The organism is Streptomyces mashuensis (assembly GCF_014654785.1).
Classification (GTDB): Bacteria; Actinomycetota; Actinomycetes; order Streptomycetales; family Streptomycetaceae; genus Streptomyces; species Streptomyces mashuensis.
Map to the genome: position 1 here is coordinate 356859 of NZ_BNBD01000001.1, position 18631 is coordinate 375489.

The 18631-nt window shown below is 74.5% G+C and carries 19 protein-coding genes; 4 read left to right on the plus strand and 15 right to left on the minus strand.

What is annotated here, in order from left to right:
- The first annotated feature begins 39 nt into the window (after positions 1-39).
- Positions 40-768 carry an exonuclease domain-containing protein gene (locus IE305_RS01305; RefSeq protein WP_190127468.1) on the plus strand — a complete coding sequence of 243 codons (729 nt, stop codon included), beginning with the start codon at positions 40-42 and terminating at the stop codon, positions 766-768.
- An 11-nt stretch (positions 769-779) separates the two neighbouring features.
- On the opposite strand, the gene IE305_RS01310 is transcribed toward IE305_RS01305, so the two are convergent.
- The gene (locus IE305_RS01310) at positions 780-1640 is read right to left on the minus strand and encodes a phosphotransferase (protein ID WP_190128152.1); all 861 of its coding nucleotides are present in this window, start codon (positions 1638-1640) and stop codon (positions 780-782) included.
- 137 nt (positions 1641-1777) lie between these two features.
- Between IE305_RS01310 and IE305_RS01315 the strand changes: the two genes are divergently transcribed.
- Complete coding sequence (locus IE305_RS01315) at positions 1778-2989, plus strand: macrolide family glycosyltransferase (RefSeq protein WP_190127469.1); 1212 nt, start codon at positions 1778-1780, stop codon at positions 2987-2989.
- A gap of 61 nt (positions 2990-3050) precedes the next feature.
- Here IE305_RS01315 and IE305_RS01320 read toward each other — a convergent pair whose 3' ends face one another.
- The 13 genes from IE305_RS01320 to IE305_RS01375 form a co-directional block, all read right to left on the minus strand.
- Positions 3051-3824 carry a sirohydrochlorin chelatase gene (locus tag IE305_RS01320; protein ID WP_190127470.1) on the minus strand — a complete coding sequence of 258 codons (774 nt, stop codon included), beginning with the start codon at positions 3822-3824 and terminating at the stop codon, positions 3051-3053.
- Positions 3821-4726 (minus strand): ABC transporter permease, encoded by a 906-nt coding sequence (locus IE305_RS01325; RefSeq protein WP_190127471.1) that lies wholly within the window; start codon positions 4724-4726, stop codon positions 3821-3823. The genes IE305_RS01320 and IE305_RS01325 overlap by 4 nt, the downstream gene beginning before the upstream one ends.
- Entirely contained in the window at positions 4713-5468 is a 756-nt protein-coding gene (locus tag IE305_RS01330; RefSeq protein ID WP_190127472.1) for an ABC transporter ATP-binding protein, read from the minus strand. The genes IE305_RS01325 and IE305_RS01330 overlap by 14 nt, the downstream gene beginning before the upstream one ends.
- A gap of 71 nt (positions 5469-5539) precedes the next feature.
- Positions 5540-6661, minus strand: coding sequence for an aliphatic sulfonate ABC transporter substrate-binding protein (locus tag IE305_RS01335; protein WP_190127473.1), 1122 nt, complete (start codon positions 6659-6661; stop codon positions 5540-5542).
- Positions 6662-6760: 99 nt separating this feature from the next.
- Positions 6761-8065 carry a sulfate adenylyltransferase subunit 1 gene (locus IE305_RS01340; RefSeq protein ID WP_190127474.1) on the minus strand — a complete coding sequence of 435 codons (1305 nt, stop codon included), beginning with the start codon at positions 8063-8065 and terminating at the stop codon, positions 6761-6763.
- Positions 8066-8067: 2 nt separating this feature from the next.
- Positions 8068-9003, minus strand: a complete 936-nt coding sequence (cysD, locus tag IE305_RS01345) for a sulfate adenylyltransferase subunit CysD (protein WP_190127475.1) — start codon at positions 9001-9003, stop codon at positions 8068-8070.
- Positions 9000-9533, minus strand: coding sequence for an adenylyl-sulfate kinase (gene cysC, locus IE305_RS01350; protein WP_190128153.1), 534 nt, complete (start codon positions 9531-9533; stop codon positions 9000-9002). Before cysC ends, cysD begins: the two co-directional genes overlap by 4 nt.
- 20 nt (positions 9534-9553) lie before the next feature.
- On the minus strand, positions 9554-10249 hold the full coding sequence (locus tag IE305_RS01355) for a phosphoadenylyl-sulfate reductase (RefSeq protein ID WP_190127476.1): 696 nt from the start codon (positions 10247-10249) through the stop codon (positions 9554-9556).
- Positions 10246-10425, minus strand: coding sequence for a hypothetical protein (locus IE305_RS01360; RefSeq protein WP_190127477.1), 180 nt, complete (start codon positions 10423-10425; stop codon positions 10246-10248). Before IE305_RS01360 ends, IE305_RS01355 begins: the two co-directional genes overlap by 4 nt.
- Positions 10422-12125: a nitrite/sulfite reductase gene (locus IE305_RS01365; RefSeq protein ID WP_190127478.1), complete on the minus strand. Its 1704-nt coding sequence runs from the start codon at positions 12123-12125 to the stop codon at positions 10422-10424. Before IE305_RS01365 ends, IE305_RS01360 begins: the two co-directional genes overlap by 4 nt.
- A gap of 133 nt (positions 12126-12258) precedes the next feature.
- Positions 12259-12366: a putative leader peptide gene (locus IE305_RS33720; protein WP_373311486.1), complete on the minus strand. Its 108-nt coding sequence runs from the start codon at positions 12364-12366 to the stop codon at positions 12259-12261.
- A gap of 80 nt (positions 12367-12446) precedes the next feature.
- On the minus strand, positions 12447-13079 hold the full coding sequence (locus IE305_RS01370) for a GNAT family N-acetyltransferase (RefSeq protein WP_190127479.1): 633 nt from the start codon (positions 13077-13079) through the stop codon (positions 12447-12449).
- Between the two features lie 27 nt (positions 13080-13106).
- Complete coding sequence (locus IE305_RS01375) at positions 13107-14360, minus strand: helix-turn-helix domain-containing protein (protein WP_229890406.1); 1254 nt, start codon at positions 14358-14360, stop codon at positions 13107-13109.
- Between the two features lie 225 nt (positions 14361-14585).
- Here IE305_RS01375 and IE305_RS01380 point away from each other — a divergent pair, with 225 nt between their 5' ends.
- On the plus strand, positions 14586-15773 hold the full coding sequence (locus IE305_RS01380; protein ID WP_229890408.1) for a YihY/virulence factor BrkB family protein: 1188 nt from the start codon (positions 14586-14588) through the stop codon (positions 15771-15773).
- A gap of 10 nt (positions 15774-15783) precedes the next feature.
- Here IE305_RS01380 and IE305_RS01385 read toward each other — a convergent pair whose 3' ends face one another.
- Positions 15784-17115: a GNAT family N-acetyltransferase gene (locus IE305_RS01385; RefSeq protein WP_190127482.1), complete on the minus strand. Its 1332-nt coding sequence runs from the start codon at positions 17113-17115 to the stop codon at positions 15784-15786.
- Between the two features lie 330 nt (positions 17116-17445).
- Between IE305_RS01385 and rsgA the strand changes: the two genes are divergently transcribed.
- Positions 17446-18552 carry a ribosome small subunit-dependent GTPase A gene (gene rsgA / locus IE305_RS01390; protein WP_190127483.1) on the plus strand — a complete coding sequence of 369 codons (1107 nt, stop codon included), beginning with the start codon at positions 17446-17448 and terminating at the stop codon, positions 18550-18552.
- Positions 18553-18631 lie beyond the last annotated feature (79 nt).

The following is an 18631-nucleotide window of genomic DNA, read 5'->3' on the forward strand; positions in this document are numbered from 1 at the left end:
CACCACGGGGGAAAGCACCACCGAAGGGGGAAACCCACCATGGCTTGGCACGAGGAGCCGCTCATCGGCTTCGACCTGGAGACGACGGGTACCGACCCGGCGACCGCGCGCATCGTCACGGCGGCGGTGCTGGAGACGAAGGACGGCGAGACCGTCCGCGGCCGCCACTGGCTGGCCGACCCGGGGGTGCCCATCCCGGGCGAGGCCGCGGCCATCCACGGCATCACCAGCGAGCGCGCGGCGGCCGCCGGCCGCCCCGCCGCCGAGGTGGCCGAGGAGATAGCCGACGCCCTCACCGGCCACTGGGCCCTGGGCCTGCCCGTCGTCGCCTACAACGCCTCGTTCGACCTCAGCCTGCTCGCCGCCGAACTCCACCGGCACGGCCTGCGCCCGCTCCGCGACCGCCTCCTGGACGCGGGCGGCACGGGCGGCGTGGACGGCACGGGCGTCGGCCCGGTCGTCGACCCGTACACCATCGACCGGGCCGTCGACCGCTACCGCAAGGGCCGCCGCACCCTGGAGGCGGTGTGCCGCGAGTACGGCGTCGTCCTGGACGAGGCCCACGAGGCGGGCGCCGACGCACTGGCCGCGGTACGGGTCGCCCGCGCGATAGCCGGACGGTACCCGCGCGTGGCCGGCGCGGACCTGGCCGGCCTCCACCGCGACCAGATCCGCTGGTACGCGGAATGGGCGGCGGGCTACCAGGCGTGGCTGCGCCGGCAGGGGGACGCGGGGGCGGTGGTGGAGCGGGGGTGGCCGTTGCGGTAGGGGGGCCACCGTCAGAACGGGTACCAGCGCACCGTCGTGTCACCGTCCCGCAGGGACGCCACCCGGCGCGCGAACTCCGCACGCGCGGCAGGGTTGCCCGGCGCGTGCTGTGCCACCCACGCGCAGCTCGCCGTCTCCCGCGCCCCGCGCAGCACCGCGCAGCCGTCCCACTCGCGGACGTCCCAGCCGTAGGCGTGGACGAAGGCGTGGTACTCGTCGGGGTCCAGCCCGTAGCGGTCGAGGCTGAGGGCCGTCACCACCAGATCGTGCTCGCGCAGGTCCGAGGAGAACGTCTCCAGGTCCACCAGGACGGGCCCGTCCGGCCCGACGTGCACATTGCGCGGCAGCGCGTCGCCGTGCACGGGGCCCGGCGCCAGGCGCGGCACGAGCGCGGCCGCCGCACCGGCGAACGCGTCGCGGCGCTCCCGCAGGTACGCCGCGTCGGCCGGGTCGATCGCGTCGCCGGCCAGCCGCAGCCAGCGCTCCACGCCGCCGAGCAGGTCCCGGCGGGGGAGCGCGAACGCCGGGGCGGGCAGCGCGTGGACCTCGCGGAGCAGGACCGCCAGGTCGGCGGGGCGGGCCGGGCGCACGGCCCCGGGCAGCGGGCGCCACAGCGTCACCGGGTGCCCCTCGGCCACCCGCGCCTCGGGCTCCGCGGCCCGTACGGCGGGCACGTCGCTGCCGGCGAGCCACGCGGCCACGCGCAGCTCCCGGCGCGCCCGCTCCAGCAGGGAGGGCTCGCGGCCGACCTTGGCGACGAGCCCGCCGGTGGCGAACACCGCGTTCTCGCCGAAGGAGAGCAGCCGCGCCTCGTCACCGGGCAGCCCCGCCGCCGTCAGCAGGGCCCGCGCCCGTGCCTCGGTGAACACCATGTCCGTCACACCCGTGCCTTCTCTTCCGGTCTCGTGGCCAGTCTCCCTGGTGGCCGGGGACGGTCCCGCACCGGGGCCGCGCGTGGCCGGAAAAAATCCGTGGAGCGAGACGCAGCGTCTCGTTTAGCGTGGCGTCCATGACCGCCACGCGCACCGAACGCCCTGCCCACATCGCCATGTTCAACATCGCGGCCGCCGGCCACGTCCACCCCGGCCTGGAGGTGATCCGCGAACTGGTCCGCCGCGGCCACCGGGTGACCTACGCGGTCCCCCAGGAGTTCGCCGAGGTCGTCGCCGGCACCGGCGCCGAGGTGAAGGTGTACGAGTCGACGCTGCCCATCGCGGACGACCCCGACTCCTGGGGCCAGGACCTCATCGACCACCTGGACATGTTCCTCGACAACGCCGTCCACTCCCTCCCGCAGCTCGCCGCCGCGTACGAGGACGACGTACCCGACCTGGTCCTCTACGACAGCACCGCCTACCCGGCCCGGGTCCTCGCCCACCGCTGGGGCGTACCCGCGGTACTGCTCTCCCCCCACATGGTGGCCTGGGACACGTGGGAGCAGGACATCGCGGACGAGATCTTCGGCCCCCTGATGACGACCGAACGCGGCAAGGCGTACGAAAAGCGGTTCGCGGGCTGGCTCGCGGACAACGGCCTCCCCATGGACCCCAACGAGTTCAGCCGCCGGCCCGACCGCTGCCTCGCCCTCATCTCCCGCGTCATGCAGCCGCACGCCGACGGCGTGGACGAGACGGTCAACACCTTCACCGGCCCGTGCCACGGCGACCGCGGCCACCAGGGCACGTGGGAGCGGCCCGCGGACGCGGAAAAGGTCCTGCTGATCTCCCTCGGCTCGGCCTTCACGAAGCAGCCCGCGTTCTACCGCGCGTGCGTCGCCGCCTTCGGCAATCTGCCGGGCTGGCACGTGGTGCTCCAGATAGGCAAGCACGTCGACGTCGCCGAGCTGGGCGAGGTGCCGCCGAACATCGAGGTGAGCTCGTGGGTGCCGCAGCTGGCCATCCTGCGGCAGGCCGACGCGTTCATCACCCATGCGGGCATGGGCGGCTCCCAGGAGGGCCTGGCCAACGGCGTGCCGATGGTGGCGGTGCCGCAGGCGGCGGACCAGTTCGCGAATACGGAGCTGCTGGTGAACCTGGGGGTGGCCCGGCACGTCCCGACGGAGGAGGCCACGCCGGAACTGCTGCGGGAGGCGGTGCTGTCGTTGGTGGCCGATCAGGAGGTGGCCGAGCGCCTCGACCGGATTCGCGCCACGATGGCGGGCGAGGGCGGCACCCCGTACGCGGCGGACCTGGTGGAGGCGGAGCTGGAACGGGTGCGCTGACGCTGGGCCTTTCCCCACCCCGCCCCTTCCCGAACCGGGGCTCCGCTCCGGACCCCGCGCCTCAAACGCCGGCGAGGCTTGGTTTTTGGCGCGCCTGCCCTTTTAGGCGGCGCCCCGCCACCACCGCCTCGTCGTACCGTCGCAGCACCAGCTCCGCCAGTTCCGGGGCCGCCCCCAGTACGTCCGCCACCGTGTCCGCCTCCGCCGAACCCGCCGCGATGCGGGCCGGCAGGCGGCCGGGGGCCAGGGCGAACGGGGCCACCGCGACCCGTGGTGCGCCTGCCGTACGCAGGGCGGTCACGGCCTCCGCCGGGCGGGGGCCGCGGGCCGACGCGTACGCCGGGCGTACCGCCCACCAGCCGCCCGCGCGCTGCCACTCGCGGGCCAGGCGTTCCACCTCCGCCGTCGCCTCCGGGTCCGAGGAGCCCGCTGCCGCCAGGACGACCGCCGTCGACGCGCGGTCGTGCACGCCCGCCTCCGTCAGCCGGCGTTCCAGCGCCGCCCGCAGCAGCGGCGACGGGCCCAGTACCCCGGCCGTACGGATCGTGAGGCGCGGCAGCCGGGCCGCCGCGGCCCTCAATGCGGCCGGGACGTCCGTCTTCGCGTGGAACGCCCGGGTCAGCAGCAGGGGGAGCACCACCGCCTCCCGCTCGCCGGACGCCGCCAGAGCGCCCAGCGCCGCCGATACGCGCGGGGCGTTGAAGTCCAGGAATGCCACTTCCGCCCGCAGGCCCGGCCGCCGCCCCGCCACCCCCGCCCGTAGCGCCTGCACCGTCGCCGCGTGGCGCGGGTCGCGGCTGCCGTGGGCGAGGAGGACCAGGGGCGGCGGCGTCACCGGGCCGCCGCCAGGCCGCGCGTGCGGAGCACGCGGCGTTCGAGGGGGCTGAAGACCGCCAGGTCGACCGCGATGCCCACGAACAGGATGAGGAGGATGCCGAGCAGTACCCCCGGCATGTCCGAGTCCGTGCGGGCGTTCTCCAGGAACTGGCCGAGTCCCAGGCCCAGGTCGGGGGAGGAGGCGATCAGTTCGGCGGCCATCAGCGACCGCCAGGAGAACGCCCAGCCCTGCTTGAGCCCCGCCACGTAGCCGGGCAGGGCCGCGGGCAGCAGGACGAACCGGGCGCCCCGCACCCCCGTGGCGCCCATCGTGCGGCCCGCCCGCAGGTACAGCGGCGGCACCTGGTCGATGCCCGCCACCAGCCCGTTGGCGATCGACGGCACCGCGCCCAGCAGGATCACCGCGTACATCGCCGCGTCCGTGATGCCCAGCCAGATCACCGCGGCCGGCACCCACGCCACCGACGGCAGCGACTGCAGCCCCGACAGCACCGGCCCGATCGCCGCCCGCACCAGCGGCACCCGGGCCACCAGCAGGCCCAGTGGCGTGCCGATGGCCAGGGCCGCGAAGAAGCCGAGCAGGCCGCGCGAGACGCTGGTCCAGACGATGCCGAGGAGGGTGCCCTCCAGCCACAGCCGGCGCAGGCTCGCCCAGACCGCCGACGGGTCGGGCAGCTTGTAGGTGTCGGTCACCCCGGCCAGCACCAGCAGCTTCCACACCGCCAGCACCAGTGCCGCCGCCACCAGCGGCGGCAGCGTCTTGCGCAGCAGCGTCTCCCGCCAGGGGGAGCGTGCCCGGGGCGCGGCGGTCTCCAGGGCGTCGAGCCCGGCCTCCAGTCCTGCGAGGTCCGAGCGGGTCTCCGGGCGGGTCTTCCCGCTCACCGTGTCAGTTCCGGCCATGGCGGCGGATCTCCTCCCGCAGCTCCGTGGTGATCTCCACCGACAGGTCGGCCACCGCCGCGTCCTCGATCCGGCGCGGCTGCGGCAGGTCCACCACCCACTCGCGCACCACCCGCCCCGGGCGGGAGGACAGCAGCACCACGCGCTGCCCCAGCCGCACCGCCTCGCGGACGTTGTGGGTGACGAACAGCACCGACAGCGAGGTCTCCGCCCAGATGCGGGTGAGCTCCTCGTGCAGCACGTCCCGGGTGATGGCGTCCAGCGCCGCGAACGGCTCGTCCATCAGCAGCACCCGGCTGTCCTGGGCCAGCGCGCGGGCCAGCGCCACCCGCTGCCGCATGCCGCCCGACAGTTCGTGCACCCGCTTGCGGTACGCGCCGCCGAGCCGGACCAGCTCCAGCAGCCGCTCGGCCTCCGCCCGCCGTTCGGCGCGCGGCACCCCGCGCAGCCGCAGCGCCAGCTCGATGTTGCGGCCCGCCGTCAGCCACGGGAACAGCGCGTGCTCCTGGAACATCAGCGCGGGCCGCCCGCCCGGCACCTCGATCGTGCCGGAGCCCGGCCGGTCCAGCCCGGCCACCAGCCCCAGCAGCGTCGACTTGCCGCACCCGGACGCCCCCAGCAGGCACACGAACTCGCCGGGGCGCACCTCCAGGTCGATGTCCTCCAGCACCGGCCGGCCGTCGCCGGCGCGGCCGTAGCTCTTGTGCACGTGGTCGATCCGTACAGCTGCCGCGGACGCCATCCGTTCACCTCCGGACGCAGGAACTGCTGGGACACGGACGGGCCTGCGTGCTCCCACTGCCGCGTACACGGTCACCGCCTCCCCAGGCCGGCGTCGGACACGGCCGGCCGGCCCTCGGCGCGCAGCACCTTGTTCAGCGGCGCCAGGTCGTAGATGCCGGTCAGGTCCGGCTTCTCCAGCAGGCCCGCCGCCACCGCGTGGTCGGCCTGGGCCCGCAGCGTCGCGGCCAGCGGGTCGTCGGTGGTGCGCAGCGACGCCCAGGCCGGGTCGAGGACCTCCGCCGGCAGGTCCTTGCCGGTGAGCTTCTTCAGCGCGGCGTTCGCGGCGGCCTTCGCCCGGTCGGGGTTGGCCGCGATCCACGCGTTGGTGCGCACCGAGCCGCGCAGCACGGCCTCGACCACGTCGGGGTGCGCGGCGAGGAACTTCTGCGACACCACCACATTCGTGATGACGAACTTGCCGTCCGGCCACAGCGAGCTCTCGTCCAGCAGCACCTTGCCGCCCTGGGACACCAGCTTGGAGGCCGTCGGCTCGGGCACCCACGCCCCGTCGACCGAGCCGGACGCGAAGGCGTCGGGGGTCACCTTGTTGTCGGTGCGGACGACGGACACGTCGCCCTTGCCGCTCTGCGGGTCGGTGTGCCAGCCCTGCGCGGCGATCCAGTCGAGCAGGGCCACGTCCTGGGTGTTGCCCTTCTGCGGGGTGGCGATCCGCTTGCCCTTCACGTCGGCGACCGAGGAGATCTTCTCGGGGTCGACGACGAGCTTCACGCCGCCGGACGCGGACCCGGAGACGATGCGCAGGCTCTTGCCGCCCGACTTGACGTAGCCGTTGATCGCGGGCGACGGCCCGATCCAGCCGATGTCGACCGAACCGGCGTTCAGTGCCTCGATCTCCGACGGGCCGGCGTTGAAGGTCGTCGTGCGCAGCTTCGTGCCGCCCAGCTCCTTCTGGAGCAGCCCCTCCTGCACGCCGACCAGGGCGGTGGCGTGGGTGAGGTTGGGGAAGTAGCCGATGCGGACGGTGTCCGCGGACAGCGCGGACTTTCCGGCGCCGTGCGCCGTGTCCGCTGCGGCGCCGGCCACGGCCTCCTTCTGCGACCCGTAGCCGCAGCCCGCGAGCGCGGCGGTCAGCACACAGGCGGCGGCCCCGGCCAGGACGGCACGGCGGGCGGTGCGGGCGGCGGCAGGCATGGCGGTTCCTCTCGGCGGGCCGGGCGTACGCCGAAGGCACGTCCGGCGGTCCGGCGGTCAAGGGGGGGCGGGGTGCTGGGGAGGCTGGAGCGGGGTGGGTCACTGGGGCCGGGCGGCGGCGGTGAAGGCGCCGCCCGCCATGCCCGCCGTCAGCGTCGTCCCGTCGTCCGGGTCGACGATCAGGAACGAACCGGTGCGCCGTGAGGCGGCGTACGGGTCGAGGGCGAGCGGTTCGGCGGTGCGCAGCAGCACCTGCCCGATGTCGTTCGCCCGCAGGCCGTCGGGGGCGGGGTGTCGGCCGAGGCCGTCGAGGTCGAGCCGGGAGACGACGTCCTTGACGACGGCCTTGACCGTGCGGGTGGTGTGCTTGACCAGGACCCGGTCGCCGGTGCGCAGCGGCCGGTCGGCCAGGTGGCAGACGGTCGCGTCGACGTCTCTGGTCACGGCGGGGGCCGCGGCCGTGGGGGCGAGGAGGTCGCCGCGGGAGACGTCGAGGTCGTCGGTGAGGCGCAGCGTCACCGACTGCGGTGCCCAGGCCACGTCGACGGCGTGGCCGAGGGCGTCGATGCCGGCGATGGTGGTGCTGCGGCCCGACGGCAGGACGGTCACCTCCTGGCCGGTGCGCAGCACGCCGGCCGCGATCTGCCCGGCGTAGCCGCGGTAGTCGGGGTGGGCGGCGGTGCGCGGCCGGATCACGTACTGGACGGGGAAGCGGGCCGGCTCGGTGGCCGGGTCGGCCACCACCGGCACGGTCTCCAGGTGTTCGAGCACGGTGGGGCCGCCGTACCAGTCCATGCGGGACGAGGGCGTCACGACGTTGTCGCCGGCGAGCGCGGACACCGGGATCGCGGTCACGTCGGGCACGCCCAGGGACGCCGCGTACGCCGCGAACTCCTCCGCCACGGGCGCGAACGCGGATTCGGCGTAGCCGGCCAGGTCCATCTTGTTGACGGCCAGCACGACGTGCGGGACGCGCAGGAGGGCGGCGACGGCCGCGTGCCGCCGGGTCTGCTCGACGACGCCCTTGCGGACGTCGACGAGGACGACGGCCAGTTCGGCGGTGGAGGCGCCGGTGACCATGTTGCGGGTGTACTGGACGTGCCCGGGGGTGTCGGCGAGCACGAAGCGGCGGCGGGCGGTGGCGAAGTAGCGGTACGCCACGTCGATGGTGATGCCCTGCTCGCGTTCGGCGCGCAGCCCGTCGGTGAGCAGCGCCAGGTCGACCTCGCCGTGGCCGCGGTCGCGGGAGGCGTCCGCCACGGCCCGCAGCTGGTCGGCGAGGACGGACCGGGAGTCGTGCAGCAGCCGGCCGACGAGGGTGGACTTGCCGTCGTCCACGGAGCCGGCGGTGGCGAACCGCAGCAGGGACGTGGCGGTGGTGGTGCCGGTGACGGTGGTGCTCATGGCTAGAAGTACCCCTCGCGCTTGCGGTCCTCCATGGCGGCCTCCGAGAGCCGGTCGTCGGCCCGGGTGGCGCCGCGTTCGGTGAGGTCGGAGGCGGCGATCTCGGCGACGACGGCCTCGGCCGTCGTGGCCCCCGAGTCGACGGCGCCGGTGCAGGACATGTCCCCCACCGTGCGGTAGCGCACGAGCCGTCTCTCCACCGGCTCGCCGTCCCGGGGGCCGCCCCACGCGCCGGGCGCGAGCCACATGCCGTCGCGGCGGAAGACGGCGCGCTCGTGCGCGTAGTAGAGCGACGGAAGCTCGATCTTCTCGCGGGCTATGTACTGCCACACGTCCAGCTCGGTGAAGTTCGACAGCGGGAAGACCCGGACGTGCTCGCCGGGGGCGTGCCGGCCGTTGTAGAGCTGCCACAGCTCCGGGCGCTGCCGGCGCGGGTCCCAGCCGCCGAACTCGTCGCGCAGGCTGAACACCCGTTCCTTGGCGCGGGCCTTCTCCTCGTCGCGCCGCCCGCCGCCGAACACCGCGTCGAAGCGGTGCCGCTCGACGGCGTCCAGCAGCGGCACCGTCTGGAGCGGGTTGCGGGTGCCGTCGGGCCGCTCGCGCAGCCGGCCCGCGTCGATGAACTCCTGCACGGAGGCCACGTGCAGGCGCAGGCCGTGCGTGGCCGCCACCCGGTCGCGGTACTCCAGCACCTCGGGGAAGTTGTGCCCGGTGTCGACGTGCAGCAGCGGGAACGGCACGGGCGCCGGCGCGAACGCCTTGAGCGCCAGGTGCAGCATGACCACCGAGTCCTTGCCGCCGGAGAACAGCAGCACCGGCCGCTCGAACTCGCCGGCCACCTCCCGCATGATGTGCACCGCCTCGGACTCCAGGGCGTCCAGGTGCGTCAGGGCGTACGGGCTGTCGCCCGGCCCCGGGTGCGCCGGTGCGGCGTTCATGCGAGCCCCCTCTCCGTCAGCAGGGCGTGCACGGCGGCCGCGGACTCCTCGGCGGGCGCACCGTGCGCCTCCAGCCGCAGGTCGGGCGCCTGCGGTTCCTCGTACGGGTCGTCGACGCCGGTCAGCCCGGTGAGGTCGCCCGCCGCCTGCCGGGCGTACAGGCCCTTCACGTCGCGGGCCGAGCAGACGGAGAGGGGCGTGGCCACGTGCACCTCCAGGTAGGCGGTGCCCTCCGCCTGGTGGTGGGCGCGGACGGCCTCGCGGGACGTCTCGTACGGCGCGATCACGGGCACGAGGGCCTTCACGCCGTGCGAGGCCAGCAGCTCCGCGACGAAGCCGACGCGGCGTACGTGCGTGTCGCGGTCGGCCCGGGAGAACCCCAGGTCGGCGGAGAGGAAGGTGCGCAGCTCGTCGCCGTCCAGCACCTCCACGGCGTGGCCCTCCCAGCGCAGGCGGCGGGCCAGCGCCCGGGCGATCGTCGTCTTCCCGGCACTGGGCAGGCCGGTGAGCCACACGGTGGCTCCTGTCATCGGCTTCTCCTGGTCGTCCGTCATGTGTGCAGCCCGCACTCGGTCTTGCCGCGTCCAGCCCACCGCCCGGCCCGCGCGTCCTCGCCCGGCCGCACGCGGCGCGTGCACGGAGCACAGCCCACAGAGGCGTAGCCGTCCATCAGCAGCGGGTTGACGAGCACCCCGTGCTCGGCCACGTACGCGTCCACGTCCGCCTGCGTCCAGCGGGCGATCGGGGCGACCTTGACCTTCCGGCGCCGGGCGTCCCAGCCGACGACGGGGGTGTCCGCGCGGGTGGGCGACTCGTCGCGGCGCAGCCCGGTGGCCCACGCGTCGTAGCCGGCCAGGCCCCGTTCGAGCGGCTCCACCTTGCGCAGCGCGCAGCACAGGTCCGGGTCGCGGTCGTGCAGGGCGGGGCCGTGCTCGGTGTCCTGCTCGGCGACGGTGCGGCGCGGGGTGAGGGTGACGACGCGGACGTCCATGACGGCCGCCACCGCGTCGCGCGTGCCCAGGGTCTCCGGGAAGTGGTAGCCGGTGTCGAGGAAGAGCACGTCGATGCCGGGCAGGGCGCGCGAGGCGAGGTGGGCGACGACCGCGTCCTCCATGGACGAGGTGACGCACAGCCGGTCGCCGAAGGTGGCGGCGGCCCAGCGCAGGATGTCGAGGGCGGGCGCGTCCTCCAGCTCCCGGCCGGCGCGCTCGGCGAGCACCCGCAGCCGGTCGTCGTCCCCGCTCATCGTGGCTCCTCCGTCGTCAGTCCCCGGGCCAGCAGGCCGAGGAAGGCGAGCCGGAAGGCGCGGTTGCAGGCCGCGCACTCCCAGGCGCCGTGCCCGCCGCCCTCCGGCAGCTCGGCCGGGCGCAGGTCCTCGTCCCCGCAGTAGGGGCAGTAGAAGGGTGCTGCTCGCTCGCTCATGCCAGGTCCTCCTCGGCCGCCCGCGTCACCCACTGGGCGAACCGCTCGCCGTCCTCGCGCTGCGCCAGGTAGCGGCGCAGCACCCGCTCGATGTAGTCGGGGAGGGCGGTGGCGGTGACCTTCAGGCCGCGCACCTTGCGGCCGAACCCGGCGCCCAGGCCCAGTGCGCCGCCCAGGTGCACCTGGAAGCCCTCCACCTGCCGGCCCGCGTCGTCCAGGACGAGCTGGCCCTTGAGGCCGATGTCGGCGACCTGGATGCGGGCGCAGGCGTTGGGGCAGCCGTTGACGTTGATGGTCAGCGGTTCGTCGAACTCGGGGAGTCTGCGCTCCAGTTCGTCGGTGAGGCGGGCGGCCAGCCCCTTGGTCTCGACGATCGCCAGCTTGCAGAACTCGATGCCTGTGCAGGCCATGGTGCCGCGCCGGAACGGCGACGGCGTCACCCGCAGGTCGAGCGCCTCCAGGCCGGCGACGAGGGAGTCCACCCGGTCGCCGGGGACGTCGAGGACGATCATCTTCTGCTCGGCGGTGGTGCGCAGCCGGCCGGAGCCGTGCGCCTCGGCGAGGGCCGCGACCTTGGTGAGGGTGGTGCCGTCGACCCGGCCGGCGCGGGGCGCGAACCCCACGTAGAAGCGGCCGTCCTTCTGCCGGTGCACGCCCACGTGGTCGCGCCAGCGCGCCACGGGCTGCGCGGGCGCGGGGCCGTCGAGCAGCGGGCGTCCCAGGTACTCCTGCTCCAGCACGGTACGGAACTTCGTGGCGCCCCAGTCGGCCACGAGGAACTTCAGCCGGGCGCGGTTGCGCAGCCGCCGGTAGCCGTGGTCGCGGAAGATGCCGATGACGCCGCCGAAGACGTCGGGGACCTCGGACAGCGGCACCCACGCGCCGAGCCGGACGCCGATGCGGGGGTTGGTCGAGAGGCCGCCGCCGACCCACAGGTCGAAGCCGGGGCCGTGCTCGGGGTGGTGCACGCCCACGAACGCCACGTCGTTGATCTCGTGCGCCACGTCGAGCAGCGGCGATCCGGAGATCGCGGTCTTGAACTTGCGGGGCAGGTTGGAGAAGGCCGGGTCGCCGATGAAGCGGCGGTGGATCTCCTCGATGGCGGGGGTGCCGTCGACGATCTCGTCGGCGGCGACGCCGGCCACCGGCGAGCCGAGGATCACGCGGGGCGTGTCGCCGCACGCCTCGGTGGTCGAGAGGCCGACGGCCTCCAGCCGGCGCCAGATCTCCGGCACGTCCTCGATGCGGATCCAGTGGTACTGGATGTTCTGCCGGTCGGTGATGTCGGCGGTGCCGCGGGCGAACTCCTGCGACACCTCGCCCATGACGCGGAGTTGAGCGGTCGTCAGCCGTCCGCCGTCGATGCGGACCCGCAGCATGAAGTAGCGGTCGTCCAGCTCCTCGGGCGCGAGGACGGCCGTCCGGCCGCCGTCGATGCCCGGCCGCCGCTGGGTGTAGAGGCCCCACCAGCGCATCCGGCCGCGCAGGTCGGCCGGGTCGATGGCGTCGAAGCCGGCCTTGGCGTAGACCGTCTCAATGCGTGTCCGCACGTTGAGACCGTCGTCGTCCCGCTTCATCTGTTCGTTCGGGTTGAGCGGGGTGAAGTGACCGGCGGCCCACTGGCCCTCGCCGCGGTGGCGGCCCGGGGAACGCCGGGGCGGGGCTGCGGCGGGGGAGGGCGGGGTGGAGGCTGCTGCCATGGCGACATGTCCTTAAGGTCCGCATACGCCGGCCCACGGGAGCGCGGTGCAGAGGCAGAAAGGGGAGACTCGCCCCCGGGCATACGGGTGCACAGGGTGGGGCGGCGAGGAAACGGCGGTGGTGCTGTGACTGTCAGCCCGCCGGACAGATGGCGCTGGACATGCGGCAGAGATCGACGTGACGCCGACTCACCAAGGCGATTCCAGCACGAGACATGACGGAAGAGTGGCACGGTGTCATTCGGCCAGTCCAGAGGCGTCCCGCATGGCAAGACGGATTGTCTCGCCATGCGGGACGGGGTGTCGGTGAGCGGCCCGGTGTCAGGCCCCCGGCCAGCGGTCCGGCACCGGAACGACCGGCTCGTCCTCGGTGCGCACGTCGAACACGCGGAAGCCGCGCCGCTCGTAGTTGCCCAGTGCGTGCGGCCCGTCCTTGCTGCACGTGTGCACCCACACCCGGCGCGTCTCCGCGCGGCCCGGCCAGCGCGCCGCCAGGTCCCAGGCCCGCGCGGTGCCCACCGACAGCAGGTGACCACCGATGCGCCGGCCCCGGAACTGCGCGATCAGGCCGAAGTAGGCGATCTCCACGACCCCGTCCGGCCGGCCGTCCAGCTCGATGTACCCCGCCGGCGTGCCGCGCTCGTACGCCACCCACGTCTCCGTGCCCGGCCGCTCCAGGTGGGCGCGCCACCGCTCGTACGGCCACCCGAGCCGGTCGGTCCAGCTCAGCTCGGAGCCGACCGCCGTGTAGAAGAAGCGGCTCAGCTCCGGGCAGGGCACCTCCGCCCGTTCGATCCGTATCCCGGACGCCGCGTCCGGAATGCGAGCGGGTCGCAGGTCGTCCGGCGAGGTCTGCTCCAGGGACCAGGTCGTCACCGCGACCGTCCCCGCCACCCCCGCAGCCTTCCCGGCCTTCTCGGCCTTCCCTGCGTTCTCGGCAACGTTCTCGTTCATGGCCGAAACACCACCACACCCCGGCCGCTAACCGGCGGGCGGCCCCCCGCGCGCCGCCACCACCACCGGCGCCCGCGACGACGGGAGCAGCTCCTCCGCCCGGGGCGGCAGCAGCAGCTCCACGTCCAGGCCGTCGGCGAAGCGGTACGGCCGGTGCCGCAGCACGCCCGCCAGCGTGCGCCGGATCCGCGACATCTCCGCCCGCACCGTGACCGTGCGCGAGGCATCGCCGAACAGGTCCTCCGCCAGCTGCGCCGCCGTACGCCCCTCCCGGTGCCGGGCCAGGACGTACAGCAGCTCGGCGTGGCGCGGGCTGAGCTCGTGCGACCAGTGGCCCGCCTCGCCGGAGACCGTGACCGTCCACGCGTGCGGCTGCCGCAGGTCCAGCCGCACCCGGCTGGGCGGCGCGCCGTCGTCACCCTCGTCGACGCGTACCAGCCAGCCGTCGGGCAGCGGCTCCAGCCGGCACGGCCCCAGCGACGGCAGCCACACCCGGCCCGGCTCCACCGAGCGCGGCAGCACCACCCGGCCCACGGGCGCCATGCCCGTCACCGCCGCCGTCCAGCCGTCCCGGTCCACCGCCAGCGCCCGGCCGCCCACGCGCGCGAGCATCGGCGCCGCCACCGCGCGCAGCCGGTCCACCGACTCCCAGTGCCGCGCCCGCAGCTCGGCCTCGCCCACCTTGGCCACGGCGGTCACCAGCGCCAGCGTGGCCGGGTTGAACGCCTGCGCCGGACCGCTGACGTTGACCACGCCCAGCAGCCGCCCGTCGCGCGGGTCGTGCAGCGGTGCCGCCGCGCACGTCCAGGAGTGGTGGGTGCGGATGTAGTGCTCGGCGGAGTGCACCTGCGCCGGCACCCGCTCCACCAGCGCCAGGCCGATGCCGTTGGTCCCGACCTGCTCCTCGGTCCAGGTGGCGCCCACCTGGAAGCCCAGCCGGTCGGCGCTGCGGCGCACCGCCGCCGTCCCCTCCCGCCACAGCAGCCGGCCCTCGTCGTCCGCGACGACGATCAGGTGCCGGACGGCGTCGACGGCCTCGCGCAGCCCGCCGCGCAGCTGCGGCAGCAGCTCGCCCAGGCGGGACGTCTCCCGCAGGTGCGTCACCTCGTCGGGCGGCAGCAGCGGCACCGCGCCGCCCGCGTCCGGGTCGAGGCCGTGCCGGCGCGTCCGCTGCCAGGACGCCCCGATCTGGGGCCGCGGCGGGGCGGGCGGCCGCGCGCCGGCCAGGGCCGCTTCATGGACCGCGGGCAGCAGAGCCGCGTCGATGGGTATGCGGTTCACGCTGCCATGGTGCCTGCTGACGGGCCGGGTCCGCCGCTCCATCCGGAAGATTGCAACGACCTGCAACCATTGCGCGGCCCCCCGGCACGGGCGGAGAGTGAAGGGGAGCGGCCGGGGGGTGGTGCCGAGTCGGCGCAGCATCACCCCCCGCGGCCGCCGGTTGCGCCCGGTCAGCGCGGACGAGCGCGGGTGAACGGGGTGTGTCGCGGCGGCTACCTTTGGACCGTGCAGGCAGCAGAAGAACATTCGGGCCGCCCGGCGGGCCGGCTCCGCAGGGCCCGGGCCCTGTACCGGAACGTGTCGAAGCGCAGGACGGCCTGGCTGATCCTGAAGGACACCGTCAACTCCTGCATGGAGTACCGGGTCACCGGGCTCGCCGCGGAAGCGGCCTTCTTCACCCTGCTGTCGCTGCCGCCGCTGCTGCTCGGCCTCCTCGGCCTGCTGCGCTACCTGGACGACTGGACCGGCACCGAGACCATCAACGCCATCCAGCAGAACATCCTGGACGTCTCCACGGCGGTCCTGTCCGACAAGGGCAGCCGCGAGATCGCCGAGCCGCTGATCCGGGACATCCTCCGCTTCGACCGCCCCGACCTGGTCTCGGTGGGCTTCGCCGTCGCCCTGTGGTCGGGCTCCCGGGCCGTCAACGTCTTCGTCGAGACCATCACCATCATGTACGGGCTGGAGGGCAAGCGCGGCATCGTCCGCACCCGCCTGCTGGCCTTCGTGCTGTACCTCGTCGCGCTCGTCATCGGCGCGGTGGCGCTGCCGCTGATGGTGGCCGGGCCCGACGCGGTGGTGGAGGTGGTGCCGTGGAGCGCCGAGGTGGTGCGGTTCCTCTACTGGCCCGTCGTCATCCTGCTGTCCGTCGCCTTCCTCACCACGCTGTACCACGTCTCGGTGCCCGTCCGCTCGCCCTGGGCGGAGGACATCCCGGGCGCCTTCGTGGCCCTCACGATGTGGGTGCTGGGCAGCTTCCTGCTGCGCATCTACCTGACCCACACCGTGGAGGGCGTGACGATCTACGGGTCGCTGGCGGCGCCCGTGGCCGTGCTGCTGTGGATCGGTGTCTCGGCGTTCGCGGTGCTCGTGGGCGCCGCCGTCAACGCCGCCCTGGACCGCGTCTGGCCGTCGGTCACCACCGCCACGGCCCGCGCCGAGGTCGACCGCAAGCGCGAGGCCGCCGTGCTGCAGGCGGCCCGGGAGCGCGCCGCCGCCGCCCTCGTCCACGAGTACGAGGACGACCCGTACGAGGAACCGGAGGACGGCGCGACGGCCCGGGACCACGAGCCGCCCTCGGAGTTCCCCGAGCGGTGGGCGCAGTTCCTGCCGCCCGAGGACGTCCGCTCCCGGCTGCACAAGCCCGAGCACCAGCCCAAGCACGCGAGGCACGCCAAGCCGCGCAAGGGCTAGGGCGCCGCGGCTAGGCTCCCTGGCTCTCCGACCCCGAACGGGTGGGCGCCGCGTCGGGCGACGCCTGGCGCCCCACGGTGGGGTTCTGCTGCGGCTGCGGCTGCGGCTGGGCCTGGCGCACCAGGAGGCCGTCGCCGTGCGGCGACGGGCGCGGGACGCTCCCGGGGCCGTGCGGCGCCAGGTCCGCGTGGTTGGGGAACTTCTTCAGCGCCGGCTCGTACCGGGTGGGCGCGAGGAGCGGGGCCACCCACCGGAGGACGACGTTGCCGAGCGTGGAGGTGTGCCGGATGTACAGGTCCAGCGGGACGAGCTCGCTGCCCATCCGGCGCTTCGGCTCGTAGTTCATGGGGGTGCTGTAGATCCACCGGTAGCCGTGGGACGCCGCCCAGTCGAACAGGTCGCTCATGATCCGGTAGTAGAGGTGGAGGTCCAGGGCCTTCGGGTACTCGAGGCCGAGGTACTCGTCGTAGACCGCCCCGTCGTGCAGCAGGCACAGCTTGAAGGCGACGGCCTCGCCGTCGGCCGTGCGCCAGACGAAGAACCGGGTGCGGTCCGGCATCCGCCGGGCCAGCTCCAGGAAGAAGTCCGTGTTGAGCCGCTCGAAGCGGCGGTCCGCGCGCTCGAAGACCTGGAGGTAGAGCGCGTACAGCGACTCCGCCAGCGCCTCGTCGATCTCGTCGTGGACGGTCAGGTGCACCGCGCGCGCCCCCTGCGTGGCGCGCAGGTGCCGCCGGATGCCCTGCCGCGACGACCTGCCCAGCCGGGTCCGCAGGTGCTCGTCGAAGCTGCCGGCGGCCAGGGACAGGCGGGTCAGCGGCAGGCTGGGGAGCGTGGCGAAGCCGCGCTGCCGGAAGGGCTCTCCCATGACGTCCCGGTAGCGGCTCGGGAAGTCCTTCATGACGATCAGCGAGGCCCGCGCCTGCCGCGCGGCGTCGCGCAGCCCGGCCGCGAGGACGCGGGCGCACTGCGCCCGGCCCTCCGGGCTCGCGCCCGTGAGGTGGCCCTCGCCCGCCGCGCCGCCGACCATCATCGTCCGGGCGAACAGGAAGCGCGGGAAGAGCCGGCGCGGGGCGGCGAGGACGCGCTTGAGGGCGGGGCTGACGCCCATCAGCATGTCCTGGTCGACCAGGAAGAAGGGCTGGACGCCCAACTCCTCGCCGTCCTCGCCGAGGACCAGGAAGCGGCCGAAGTCGTAGCCGTCGATGGTCGCCTCGACGACGTCGTAGTACCGGCTGTCCTTCCGCTCGTGCGCGAAGGTCGCGTCCCACAGCGCGCGCACCGGCGCCCGGTCGGCATCGCTCTTCGACAGTTCCCGGATCTCTCCACAGACGCGTGGTCGCATGTCCGTACGTCGTCTCCCTGCGCCTGCCGTCGGGCGGGCTTCGGCTCGGCCTGAAGCTGATCAACGAGCGGGCCCAGTATGACGGGACGAGAGGCACAAATCGCGCAACAGCGCCTTTAGTCGCACGTTTGGGTGAACGGTGGGGTGGCCGGCGGGCCGCGCGGGGGCCGCGCGGAAATTCGCTCGCGGACCGCGCCCGCCCCTCCCTACGATCCCCGCGTACCCGCACACGTCACGACCCAGGAGGTGACCTCGCGATGACTGTCGTCGCCACGGGCCACGCCCGTACTCGGAAGACATCCATCCGTTCCCTCCCGAAGGACCACCGACGTGTCCGCACACCTTTCCCGACCGCTCTCCCACCCGCTCGTCCGCTACGGCTGGGACAGCCGCTTCGCTGACGTCTTCGCCGCCGTCCACGCCGGCCGGGACCTCGTCCCCGGCCGCATCGTGCGCGTCGACCGCGGCCGCTGCGACGTGGTCGTCGCCGACGGCGACGGCGTCCGCACCGTCCTGGCCGACGCCGCCCCCGTCGCCACCGGCGACCCGCTGGCCGTCATGTGCACGGGCGACTGGGCCGCCGTCGACCTCGCCGCCGGGCACGTACGGGCGCTGCTGCCGCGCCGCACCGCGTTCGTGCGCGCCACCTCGTCCCAGCGGTCCGAGGGCCAGATCCTCGCCGCCAACGTCGACCACGCGCTGATCGCGGTCTCCCTGGCCGTCGACCTGGACCTGGGCCGCATCGAGCGGTTCACCGCCCTCGCGTGGGAGAGCGGCGCCCGGCCCGTCCTGGTGCTCACCAAGGCCGACCTGGTGCCCGGCCCGGCCCTGGAGCACCTGGTGGCCGACGCCGGGGGCGCCGCGCCCGGCGTGCCCGTGCACGCGGTGAGCGCCCTCACCGGGGCCGGCCTCGACACCCTGGCCGCCGCCCTGTCCGACGGCACCTCCGTGCTGCTGGGCGTGTCCGGCGCCGGCAAGTCCACCCTCGCCAACGCCCTCGTCGGCGCGGACGTGCAGGCCGTACGGGCCGCGCGCGACCGCGACGGCAAGGGCCGGCACACCACCACCACGCGCGACCTGCTGCCGCTGCCCGGCGGCGGTGTCCTCATCGACACGCCGGGCCTGCGCGGGGTGGGCCTGTGGGACGCCGGGGAGGGCCTGGCCCGGACGTTCGCGGAGATCGAGGAGCTCGCCGCCGAGTGCCGCTTTTACGACTGTGGCCACTCCGGCGAACCGGGCTGCGCGGTCGGCGCCGCCCTCGACGCCGGCGAGCTGACCGAGCGCCGCCTGGAGAGCTACCGCAAGCTCCAGCGCGAGAACGCCCGCATCGCCGCGCGCACCGACGCCCGGCTGCGCGCCGAGATGCGCCGCGACTGGAAGGCGAAGCAGGCCGAGGGCCGCTGGCACGCCGCCAACAAGCGGGGCGGCGGCCGGTAAGGGGGCCGGCACGGTGGTGGACATGGCCCTCGCCGCCCGGCGAGGGCCATGTCCGATTCCCGCCAGTGATCGCCCCGGC